An 11,121-nucleotide genomic window follows, 5' to 3' on the forward strand; every position below is an offset into this window, starting at 1 on the left:
GTCGTGCACACCTGGTTGCTTATTGGTCGCACACTCAATAGCATCGCCCCCATGTCGTCAAGCGTCCAGCGCAAACGAGTTCGCAAGTCCCCCGAGGCCCGCCGCGCGGAGATCGTCGAGGCGGCCGCGGCCGTGGCCCTCACCGAGGGCCTGGAGTGCGTGACCCTGCGGCGGATCGCCGACGAGCTCGCCGTGCGGCCCGGCCTGATCAGCCACTACTTCCCCTCCGTCGAGAACCTGGTGGCCGAGGCCTTCGGCACCGCCGCCACCGGCGAGCTCGACGCCCTGCTGCCGGCGCACCGCCCCGACGGCACACCCACGCAGTACCTGGCGCGCTACTTCGCGCTGTCCTCGGGCGAGTCGTACGACGACATCAGCCGCCTCTGGATCAACGCCCGCCACCTCAGCCGCTACCGGCCCGTGCTGCGCGACCGGGTCGCCGAACAGGAACGCGCCTCCGACGAACGGCTCGAAGGGCTGATCCGCGACGGCGTGGCGCGCGGCGAGTTCCGCACGCCGGACCCGCATGTCACCGCGATCCAGATCCTGGTCGTCCTCGACGGCCTGGGCGCCCACGCGAACACCGAGCACCACGACCGCGACGAACTGCCGGAGGCGGTGCGGCGGATGGCGGTGACGACGGCGGAACGCGAGCTGGGCCTGCCGGCGGGCACCCTGGACCGCGAGGCGACCGCGCTGCCCCACTGACCCGCTCCCACCTGTCCGTAACGCCCCTGGAGTCCCCGTGCGCACCCGTCTCGTCCTGTCCTCAGCCCGGCTGCTCGACCCCGGCACCGGCGCGTTCCTGCCGGAGACGGCGCTCGCCGTGTCCGGGAACGGACGGATCGCCGCGCTCGGCGACGACCGCGAGATCCGCGCCCTGGCGGGCGCCGGGACCGAGGTGGTCGACCTCAAGGGCGCCGTGGTGACCGCCGGCCTCGTCGACGGCCACCTCCATCCGGTCACCGGCGCCGAACTGACGCACGGCCTCGACCTCTCGACCTGCACGGACCTGGCGGACGTGCGCGAGGCCCTGGCCGACGCCGTACGGGACCTCGGCCGCGGGGACTGGCTCTTCGGCTGGGGCCTCGACCCGAACGTCTTCGCCGGCGGACCCGTGGGCATCAGCCCCTTCGACACGGTCCTCGACGGGATCCCCGCCTTCCTCCTCCTCTTCGACGCCCACTCGGCACTCGCCAGCCGCCGCGCCCTCGACCTGGCCGGAATCGACCGCCCCCGCACCTTCGACCAGGCGTCGGCGGAGATCGTCTGCGACGAGCGGGGCCGCCCGACGGGCCTGCTCCAGGAGGACGCGGCCTGCGAGCTGGTCGAGCGGGTCGCCCCTCGACCGACCCGCGCGGAGCAGCGTGAGCGGCTGGCCGGCGCCCTCCGCTCCATGGCGGCTGCGGGCCTCACCGGCGGCCACGTCATGGACGCCAACGGCGACAGCCTCGACCTGCTCGCCGAACTGGACGCGGCCGGCGACCTTCCGCTCCGCCTCCGCGTGGCGCCCTGGTGCCAGCCCGGCACCGACGCCGACGGGATCCGCGCCCTCGTCGAGCAGCAGGGCCGGGGCGGGGCGCTGTGGCGGGTCGACGGCGTGAAGCTCTTCATGGACGGGACGATCGACAACGGCACCGCGTGGCTGGAGCGGCCCGACTGCCACGGCGAGTCCACGCACGCGTTCTGGCCGGACCCGGAGGCGTACACCCGCGTCATCGGCGAACTGCACCGGGCGGGCGTGCCCACCGCCACCCACGCGATCGGCGACGCGGCGGTACGTCACGCGCTCGACGCGGTCGAGAAGGCGACGGGCTCGGCGGGACACCGCGCACGGCACCGCGTCGAGCACATCGAAACCGTCCCCGACGACACCCTGCACCGCTTCGCCGAGCTGGGCGTCCTCGCCTCCATGCAGCCCACCCACTGCTGCGACTTCACCCGCGCCGACCACACCGACAACTGGTCGCGCCGCCTCGGCGAGGAGCGGGCGGCGCGGGCGTGGCGCTGCCGTGACCTGTGGGACTCCGGCGCCACGGTCGTCCTCGGCTCGGACTGGCCGATCGCCCCTTTCCCGCCCCTCGGCGTGATGGCCGGCGCCCGCCACCGCCGCCCCGCCCGCGACCTCACCCAGCCCCCGCACGGCCCCGACCAGGCCCTCACGGCCCTGGAGGCGCTGCGCGGCATGACGGTCAACGCGGCGTTCGCCGCGGGCGAGGAACACGAGGCGGGCCGCGTGGCCGTGGGACACCGGGCCGACCTGACGGTCCTCGCGGCGGACCCGCTGACGACGGAGGCGACGGACCTCCCGGACGTCCCGGTCGTCCTGACGACGGTCGACGGCAGGGTGACGTACCGGAGCGAGAGCGTCTGAGAGCCTCGCCCACACGGCGTCACCCCGTCGGGCGCGCCCTCGTCAGGGACAGCAGGTCCCGTGCCGGGCCCGTCGGGCGGTGGCCGACGGGCCACACCGCGCGGAGGTCGCGGCGCAGGACGACGCCCGCCACCGGCACCGCGGCCAGCCGGTGGGAGGCCAGTTCCTCCGCGATGGCGAGTTCGCTCAGGACGGCGGGCCCGGCGCCGCTCACCGCCGCCGCCTTGACGGCCGTGGTGGAGGCGAGTTCGAGGAGCGGCTCCGCCAGCCCTCCGTGCCCCGCCAGCGCCGCGTCGAGGACCTGGCGCGTCCCGGAGCCCCGTTCCCGCAGGACCAGCGGCGTCGCGGCCAGCTCGGCCGGGTCGATGGGCTTGCGCCGCCGTGCCCAGGGGTGGGACGGGGCGGCGACGACGAGGAGCCGGTCGTGGGCGACGACGGCGCCGTCGAGCCCGTCGGGCACGGCGAGGCCCTCGACGAAGCCGAGGTCGGCGTCGCCGGCGAGGAGCCGTTCGGCGACGGCGGCGGAGTTCCCGGCCTGGAGGGAGACGGCGGTGCCGGGCCGCTCGGCGCGCAGCGCGATGAGCCAGCCGGGCAGCAGATACTCGGCGATGGTCATGGACGCGGCGACCCGCAGCCGCGAATCGCGCCGTCCCCGCAGCGCCTGGACGCCCGCGTCGAACGCCTCGGCCGCCTCGACGATGCGCCGCGCCCAGTCGGTGACGAGCGCGCCGGCGTCGGTGAGCCGCGAGCCCCGGGGCGAGCGGTCGACCAGGGCGACGCCCAACTGGCGCTCCATGGAGCGGATGCGGCTGCTCGCCGCGGGCTGGGTGATGCCGACTTCGCGGGCGGCGCGGCCGAGGCTGCCGTGCCGGGCGACGGCGAGGAGCAGTTCGAGCGCGCCGAGGTCGGGGACCCGGTGGGACAGGAGGCCTGGGGGGACGTCACTCGGCGTCGGCGCGCTGCTCATAACGTCAGCTTATGACCTCATAGCGGCAATGTCCCTGGTGGGGGCCATGATCAGGCGAAAAAGTGGCGGCATGGCAACACTCGCTCCCCCTCAGTCGGTCCCCGGCGCCACCACCCCCGGCGTGCGATGGACCGGGGTCCGTCACCTCGGCCCCAACTGGTACGCCTCGATCATGGGCACCGCCGTCATCGCGAACGCGGGAGCGGCTCTCCCCCTGGACGTGCCCGGGCTGCGCACGGCCTGCGCGGCCGTCTGGGCGCTGTCCCTGCTCGCCCTCCTGACGCTGCTCGGCGCCCGCGCCCTGCACTGGACGCACCACCGCGACCAGGCCCGCGCCCATCTCCTGGACCCCGCCGTGGCCCCGTTCTACGGGTGTCTGTCGATGGCGCTGCTCGCGGTCGGCGGCGGGACGATGATCGTGGGCCGGGACTGGATCGGGCTGCCGGCGGCGGTGGCGCTGGACACGGTGCTGTTCACGGCGGGCACGGTGATCGGCCTGGCGGCGGCCGTGGCCGTGCCGTATCTGATGGTGGCGCGCCACCGGATCACCGAGGCGTCGCCCGTGTGGCTGCTCCCGGTCGTGGCGCCCATGGTGTCCGCGGCCGTCGGCCCGCTCCTGCTCCCCCACCTCCCCCGGGGCCAGGCGCAGCAGACGCTGCTGATCCTCTGTCACGGGCTGTTCGGCGTCAGCCTCCTCGCGGTCCTGGTCATGCTGCCCCTCGTCTTCGGCCAGCTGGTCATGGGCGGTCCGCTCCCGCTGGCCCTCACTCCCACCCTGTTCCTGGTCCTCGGGCCGCTCGGCCAGTCGACGACGGCCGTGAACAAGTTCGCCGACGCCGCGAAGGGCGTGCTGCCGGCCCCGTACGACCAGGGCTTCGCGGTGTTCGCGGTGCTGTACGGGGTCCCGGTGCTGGGGTTCGCGCTGCTGTGGCTGGCGCTCTCCACGGCGCTCGTGCTGCGGGCCCGCCGCCGGGGCATGGGCTTCGCGATGACGTTCTGGGCGTTCACGTTCCCCGTCGGGACGTGTGTGACGGGCGCCGAGGGCCTTGCGCAGCACACCGGCCTCGCCGTGTTCCGCTGGCTGGCGATCGGTCTGTACGGGCTCCTCGTGGCGGCCTGGCTGGTGGCCGGCACGCACACCCTGCGCGGCCTGTTCAGCGGTGCGCTGCTCGCAGGGCCCGGGCCAGTGACGCGGGGGCCTCGGCCAGTGACGGCCCGTACCAGGTGAGGTGGCGGCCGTCGACGAGCGCCGCGGCGGCCCCGGGGAACGCCTCGGGGCCGTCGTCGCGGGTGAAGCGGTAGGGCTCGTCGGGCAGGACGACGAGGTCGGGCGCGGCGGCGTTGAGCTCGTCGAGGGCGATCCGCGGATAGCGCTCGGCGTGGTCGGCGTACACGTTCCGCACCCCGAGCCGGGAGAGCAGGTCACCGGCGAAGGTGTCGCGGCCGAGGACCATCCAGGGGCGGCGCCAGATCGGCACGACGGCGGTGCGCGGCGGGCCGTACGGCCGGACGTCCGCCCAGGCCGCCTCGGCGGCGTCGAGCCAGCCGGGCCGGCCGCGTACGCCACAGGCCGCGAGCACCCGCTCCAGCTCGGCGAACGCCTGGTCGAGCCCGCGGATCTCGGTGACGAGCACCGGGATTCCGGCGGCCCGCAGCGCGTCGAGGTCGGCCGCCCGGTTCTCCTCCTCGTTGGCGATGACGAGATCGGGCCGGAGGGCGGTGACGGCGGCCACGTCGGGGTTCTTGGTGCCGCCGACGCGTACGGCGCCCGCGAGGTCCGCGGGACGGGTGCACCAGTCGGTGACGCCGACGAGGACCCCGGGCGCGGAGACGGCGACCGCCTCCGTCAACGAGGGCACCAGCGAGACAACCCGCAAGCCCGCGTCGCCCACCCGTCCCCGCACGCGTCCGCTCACCCTTCCGCGGCCTCGATGTGGTCCGCGACGGAGACGAAGACGAGCCGGGTGCCGGCGGCGGTGGCCCGCCAGCGGTGCCGCACCCCGCCGGACAGATAGAGGCTGTCGCCACGGTCGAGCCGGTAGGCCCGCCCCTCCGCCTCGACCTCGACGGCGCCGTCGGCGACGTACAGCAACTCGTCGTTGCGGTGCAGGAATTCGCGGCCGGCGTCCTGTTCGCCGGTGAACTCCAGGGCCTGCAGCTGGTGCCGGCCGCGGACCAGCGGCCGCACGCCCGGGGGCATCTCCCACAGTTCCTCGTCCGCCCGGACGACGTCGACGGTGCGGGCGGCCTCGGCGGCGGCGAGCAGTTCGGCGGCGGTGGTCTCCAGGGCCACGGCGACGAGCTGGAGGGAGCGGTCGCTGGGGCGGGCGCGCTCGTTCTCGACCTGGCTGAGGAAGGGCACGGACAGGCCGCTGCGCTGGGCGACGACGGCCAGGGTGAGCTGGAGCGCCCGGCGGCGCCTCTTGACGGCCGCGCCCACGCGCAGCGACTCCTTGTCGTCCATGTCGGCCCCCTCCCTCGTGTGCCTCGGGTGTACTGGTCGGTTACCTGAACCTTACGCAGCTTTGGGCCGGGGTTTCGCGTCGTGGCGAAAAGGGGTGGCCGCCGAACACCCTCGGCGACCACCCCGTTCCGCAACGAAACCGGATCTACTGCGGGGCGAGCCGCTCCGCGATGCCCGGGTTCTTGTCGAGCCAGGCGCGGACGGCCTGCTGCTCCTTGCCCTTGCCGGTCTGCTGGATGACGGCTTCGAGGCCGGTGAGCTCCCGCTCGCTGAGCTTGAACTTCTTCAGCCAGGCGCCGACCTCGGGGTTCTCGGCGGCGAAGCCCTTGCGGGCGAGGGTGTGGACGCCGTCGCCCTTGCCCCAGCTGCCCCGGGGGTCCTTGAGCTTCTTCAGGTCGTAGGTCGAGTAGGCCCAGTGCGGCGACCAGAGGGTGACCGCGATCGGCTGCTTCTTGTCGTAGGCGCGCTTCAGCTCGGCGAGCATGCCGGGCGTGGAGCCGTCGACGACCTTGTACTCGCCCTCCAGGCCGTAGTCCTTCATGACCTTGTCCTTGAGGATGCCCATCATGCCGGCGCTGGGCTCGATGCCGACGATGCGGCCGCCGAACTGCCCTGCCTTGCCCTTGAGGTCGGCGAGGGTGTTCACGTCCTTCATGTAGGAGGGGACGCTGAGTTCCAGGGAGGTCGGGCCGTACCAGGAGCCGAGGTCTTCGAGCTTGTTGCGGTACTTCGCCCAGTACTGGGCGTGGGTGACGGGCAGCCAGGCGTCGGTCTGGAAGTCGATCTGGCCGCCGGCGAGCCCGGTGTAGAGGGCGCCGGCCTCCAGCTGCTTGGTGTCGACCCGGTAGCCGTGGCGCTCCAGGAGCTCCTTCCAGAGGTAGGTGGAGGCGATGCCCTCGTCCCAGGGGATGTAGCCCAGGGTGATCTTCTTGCCGTTGCCGTTGCCGGTAGCGGCAGTGGAAGAAGCACCGCCGCCCAGGAAGCCCGTGCCGCCGGCGACGAGCGCGAGGACGACGACGCCGACGAGGGCGGTGACGGGCTGCGGGCGGTGGCCCCAGATCCTGGCGCCGGCGCGGGCGGCGCGCGCGGCGCGGGCCTTGGCGGCGGCGCGGCGGCCGAGCGGGGAGACCTGGCGGCCGAGGGCTCCGGTCATCCGGTCCAGGTACATGGCGAGGATGACGATGGAGATGCCGGCCTCGAAGCCGAGGCCGATGTCGACGTTGCCGATGGCGCGGTAGACGGCGCCGCCGAGCCCGCCGCCGCCGACCATGCCGGCGATGACGACCATAGACAGGCCGAGCATGATGACCTGGTTGACGCCGGCCATGATGGTCGGCAGGGCGAGCGGCAGCTGGACGCGCAGCAGGGTGCTGCGCGGGGTGGTGCCGAACGCCTCGGCGGCCTCGACGAGTTCGCCGTCGACCTGGCGGATGCCGAGTTCGGTCATGCGCACGCCGGGCGGCAGGGCGAAGACGATGGTGGCGATGATGCCGGGGACGACGCCGACGCCGAAGAAGATGATGCCGGGGATGAGGTAGACCATCGCCGGCATGGTCTGCATGAAGTCCAGGACGGGACGCAGCACGGCGCTGACGGTCTTGGACCGGGCCGCCCAGATGCCGAGCGGTACGGCGATCACGAGCGTGACGAGGGTGGCGACGAGCACGAGGGAGAGCGTCGACATGGCGTCGTCCCACAGCTCGATCGAGTCGACGAGCGCGAAGGCCGCGAAGGCGAGGACGCCGGCGCCGATGCCGCGCAGCCACCAGGCGACGACGGCGAGGATGCCGGCGAAGAGCAGCGGCTGGGGCGCGGACAGGACGGCGTCGATGCCGTCGTAGAGGCCGGTGACGCCGGCGCTGATCGCGTCGAAGAGCCAGGAGAGCTGGGCCTGGAGCCAGTCGACGGTGCTGTCGACCCACTGGCCGAGGGGAAGCCTAGGCATGGCTGATCACCTCCTGGTCGGCGCGGCTCCTGGCTGTGGGGATCCTGCCGTCGGGGCGGCGGTCGGCGCCGGGGCTCATGGAGCCGACGCTCTCGGAGCCGGCGCTCTCGGAGCCGGCGCTCTCGGAGCCGGCGCTCTTGGGGCCGCTCTTGGGGCCGGGGTGTACGTCGGCGTCGAGGCCGCCCATGACGCCGAGGAGGCGGTCCTGGGCGACGACGCCGAGGATCTCGCCGTCGCTGTCGGCGACGGCCACGGGGTGCAGGCAGCGCGCGGAGACGGCGCACAGCTCGGCGAGCGGCGTCTCGGGGGCGACCGGGGCGCAGCCGCAGCCGGGCGGGCAGTCCTCGGGGGCTACGGAGCCGTCGGTCATGACGGACTCGGCGGTGAGCACGCGGGTGCGGTCGACGTCCTGGATGAAGGAGGCTACGTAGTCGTTGGCGGGGCGGACCAGGATGTCCTCGGCGGTGCCGAGCTGGACGATCCGGCCGTCGCGCATGACGGCGATGCGGTCGCCGAGGCGCATGGCCTCGTTGAGGTCGTGGGTGATGAAGACGATCGTCTTCTTCAGCTTCTGCTGGAGCACGAGCAGCTGGTCCTGCATGTCGCGGCGGATCAGCGGGTCGAGCGCGCTGAAGGACTCGTCCATGAGGAGCACGTCGGCGTCGGTGGCGAGGGCGCGGGCGAGGCCCACGCGCTGCTGCATGCCGCCGGACAGCTCGTCGGGCCAGGACTTCTCCCAGCCGGCCAGCCCGCACAGCTCCAGGGCCTCGGCGGCGCGCTTCTCGCGCTCGGCGCGCGGGACGCCCTGGACCTCCAGGCCGTAGCCGGCGTTCTCCAGGACGCTGCGGTGCGGGAAGAGCGCGAAGTGCTGGAAGACCATGCTGATCTTCGTGGAGCGGACCTCGCGCAGCTCGCGCGGGGCGAGCGCGGTCAGGTCGCGGCCGTCGAAGAGGACGCGCCCGGCGGTGGGCGGAAGCAGACCGTTCAGCATGCGCAGGAGGGTGGACTTGCCGGACCCCGACAGACCCATGACGACGAAGATCTGGCCTGCCTCGACGGTGAAGGACGCGTCGATGACGGCCGCCGTGGTGCCGTCGGAGCGCAGGGCGTCCCGGTCGGCGCCGGCTTCGGCGAGTTTGCGGACTGCTTCGTCGGGTCGTCTGCCGAACACCTTGTACAGATGGTCGGCCTGGAGCCTGGACACATACACCTCACGGGTAGCAACGAAAACGGCCCGCCACCCCCGCAGCTGCCGGGCCGTGGAGCGTGGCGGGATCTGCCCGCGCGGCCCGTCACGTACCGGATTCGTTCGTTGAATCCGGTACCGGGTTCGCTCCGGGCCCGAACCTGCCCGGGCCGAGTCTGTGCAAACGCGAAGGTGACTGGCGTCACGCCTGATGGGGGTTGTTGTCGGTGGGGTGCGGCATGATCGGGGTGTGACGCGACGCCTGATGCTCCTCGACACCGCCAGCCTCTACTTCCGCGCGTACTTCGGCGTGCCGGACTCGGTCCGGGCGCCGGACGGGACGCCGGTGAACGCCGTGCGCGGGCTGCTCGACTTCATCGGCCGGCTGGTGCAGGACCACCGCCCGGACGACCTCGTGGCCTGCTGGGACGACGACTGGCGCCCGCAGTGGCGGGTGGACCTGATCCCCTCGTACAAGGCGCACCGGGTGGCCGAGGTGACGGAGTCGGGGCCGGACGTGGAGGAGGTCCCGGACACGCTGTCGCCGCAGGTGCCGGTGATCGTCGACGTGCTCGACGCGCTCGGCATCGCCCGGGTCGGCTCGGCCGGCTTCGAGGCGGACGACGTGATCGGCACGCTGACCGAGCGGGCGCCGGGCCCGGTGGACATCGTCACCGGCGACCGTGACCTGTTCCAGCTGGTGGACGACGCGCGCGGGGTGCGGGTGCTGTATCCGCGCAAGGGCGTGGGCGACTGCGATCTGGTGGACGAGAAGCTGATCCTCGCGAAGTACGGGGTGCGCGCGGACCGGTACGCGGACTTCGCGGCGCTGCGCGGGGACACCAGCGACGGCCTGCCGGGGGTGAAGGGCATCGGCGAGAAGACGGCGGCGCAGCTGATCACGGAGTACGGGGACCTGGCGGGGGTCCGGGCGGCGGCGGCCGACCGGACGTCGAAGCTGACCCCGGCGAAGCGGCGCGGCATCGCGGAGGCCGCGGAGTACCTGGACGTGGCCCCGACCGTGGTGCGGGTCGCGCGGGACGTGCCGCTGCCGGAGTTCTCGGCCGCGCTGCCGTCGGCGCCCCGGGACCCGGAGGCGCTGGCGGCCCTGGTGGAGCGGTGGGGGCTCGGCGGTGCGGTGGGGCGGCTGCTGCCGGTCCTCGCGCGCTGAGCACCGGTCCGGAGCGGCCTGCCGCCGCTTCGCCCCAGGTGCTAGCTTAGGCAAACCTAAGCACGCAATCGAAAACGGGGGAGACCGCCGTGGCAGAACAGCCCGCCGCACAGCCCGCCCGCAAGGCCCCGCGGGCCTACGAGGCCCAGGTGATCCGCACCGAGCGGATCACCCCGCACATGGTGCGCCTGGTGCTCGGCGGCCCGGGGCTCGACACCTTCGAGACCGGCGACTACACCGACCACTACGTGAAGCTGCTCTTCGCGCCGGAGGGCGTGGAGTATCCGGCGCCGTTCGACATGGAGCGGATCCGTGCCGAGTTCCCGCGCGAGCAGTGGCCGACGACCCGGACGTACACGGTGCGGGCCTGGGACGCGGCGCAGCGCGAGCTGACGGTGGACTTCGTGGTCCACGGCGACGAGGGCCTGGCCGGTCCGTGGGCGGCGCGGGCGCAGCCGGGCGACACGATCCGCTTCCTCGGCCCCGGCGGCGGCTACGCCCCGGACACGGCCGCCGACTGGCATCTGCTGGCCGGTGACGAGAGCGCCCTGCCGGCGATCGCGACCGCCCTGGAGCGGCTGCCGGAGGGGGCGGTGGTGCACGCCTTCCTGGAGGTCGCGGACGCGTCGGAGGAGCAGAAGTTCGCGACCGCGGCGGGCGTGGAGGTCACCTGGCTGCACCGGGGTTCGCGTCCGGTGGGCGAGGCGCTGATCGACGCGGTGCGCGGGCTCGACTTCCCGGCCGGGGACGTGCACGTCTTCGTGCACGGCGAGGCCGGTTTCGTGAAGGAGCTGCGCCGGCATCTGCGGATCGACCGCGAGGTGCCGCGCGAGCGGCTGTCGATCTCGGGCTACTGGCGGCTCGGCAAGACGGACGAGGCGTGGCGCGCGATCAAGCGCGAGTGGAACGAGCAGGTGGAGCGCGAGCAGGAGAGCTGACGCGCGGAGTGCGAGCCCCAGGGGGCGGAGGCCGGTGGCCTCCGCCCCCGGGGGCTTTACGCGGCCCATACCCGGG

General features: G+C 73.7%; 10 protein-coding genes. 5 read left to right on the forward strand and 5 right to left on the reverse strand.

From position 1 onward, the window contains the following. The first annotated feature begins 51 nt into the window (after positions 1 to 51). Together ACWEJX_RS04935 and ACWEJX_RS04940 are read left to right on the forward strand one after the other, a co-directional pair. On the forward strand, positions 52 to 708 hold the full coding sequence (locus ACWEJX_RS04935; RefSeq protein ID WP_451606107.1) for a TetR/AcrR family transcriptional regulator: 657 nt from the start codon (positions 52 to 54) through the stop codon (positions 706 to 708). A gap of 37 nt (positions 709 to 745) precedes the next feature. Then, positions 746 to 2,374, forward strand: a complete 1,629-nt coding sequence (locus ACWEJX_RS04940) for an amidohydrolase (RefSeq protein ID WP_451606108.1) — start codon at positions 746 to 748, stop codon at positions 2,372 to 2,374. Between the two features lie 19 nt (positions 2,375 to 2,393). On the opposite strand, the gene ACWEJX_RS04945 is transcribed toward ACWEJX_RS04940, so the two are convergent. Beyond that, positions 2,394 to 3,341 (reverse strand): LysR family transcriptional regulator, encoded by a 948-nt coding sequence (locus ACWEJX_RS04945; RefSeq protein ID WP_451606109.1) that lies wholly within the window; start codon positions 3,339 to 3,341, stop codon positions 2,394 to 2,396. Between the two features lie 70 nt (positions 3,342 to 3,411). On the opposite strand from ACWEJX_RS04945, the gene ACWEJX_RS04950 reads away from it, so the two are divergent. Further along, a complete protein-coding gene (locus tag ACWEJX_RS04950; RefSeq protein WP_451606110.1) occupies positions 3,412 to 4,569 on the forward strand; it encodes a TDT family transporter in 1,158 nt (385 codons plus the stop codon). Here the strand turns inward: ACWEJX_RS04950 and ACWEJX_RS04955 are convergent. From ACWEJX_RS04955 to ACWEJX_RS04970, 4 genes are all read right to left on the reverse strand, one after another. Next, positions 4,496 to 5,218 carry a helical backbone metal receptor gene (locus ACWEJX_RS04955; RefSeq protein ID WP_451606124.1) on the reverse strand — a complete coding sequence of 241 codons (723 nt, stop codon included), beginning with the start codon at positions 5,216 to 5,218 and terminating at the stop codon, positions 4,496 to 4,498. The genes ACWEJX_RS04950 and ACWEJX_RS04955 overlap by 74 nt on opposite strands. A 35-nt stretch (positions 5,219 to 5,253) precedes the next feature. Continuing rightward, entirely contained in the window at positions 5,254 to 5,805 is a 552-nt protein-coding gene (locus tag ACWEJX_RS04960; protein WP_451606111.1) for a helix-turn-helix domain-containing protein, read from the reverse strand. Between the two features lie 145 nt (positions 5,806 to 5,950). Beyond that, positions 5,951 to 7,750 (reverse strand): ABC transporter permease/substrate binding protein, encoded by a 1,800-nt coding sequence (locus tag ACWEJX_RS04965; protein ID WP_451606112.1) that lies wholly within the window; start codon positions 7,748 to 7,750, stop codon positions 5,951 to 5,953. After that, a complete protein-coding gene (locus ACWEJX_RS04970) occupies positions 7,743 to 8,960 on the reverse strand; it encodes a quaternary amine ABC transporter ATP-binding protein (protein ID WP_451606113.1) in 1,218 nt (405 codons plus the stop codon). The genes ACWEJX_RS04965 and ACWEJX_RS04970 overlap by 8 nt, the downstream gene beginning before the upstream one ends. A 241-nt stretch (positions 8,961 to 9,201) precedes the next feature. Between ACWEJX_RS04970 and ACWEJX_RS04975 the strand changes: the two genes are divergently transcribed. Both ACWEJX_RS04975 and ACWEJX_RS04980 read left to right on the forward strand, forming a co-directional pair. Continuing rightward, positions 9,202 to 10,107: a 5'-3' exonuclease gene (locus ACWEJX_RS04975; protein WP_451606125.1), complete on the forward strand. Its 906-nt coding sequence runs from the start codon at positions 9,202 to 9,204 to the stop codon at positions 10,105 to 10,107. An 89-nt stretch (positions 10,108 to 10,196) separates the two neighbouring features. Beyond that, entirely contained in the window at positions 10,197 to 11,045 is an 849-nt protein-coding gene (locus ACWEJX_RS04980) for a siderophore-interacting protein (protein ID WP_451606114.1), read from the forward strand. Positions 11,046 to 11,121: the final 76 nt, after the last annotated feature.

The sequence above is a fragment of the Streptomyces sp. NPDC004788 genome, assembly GCF_053601115.1.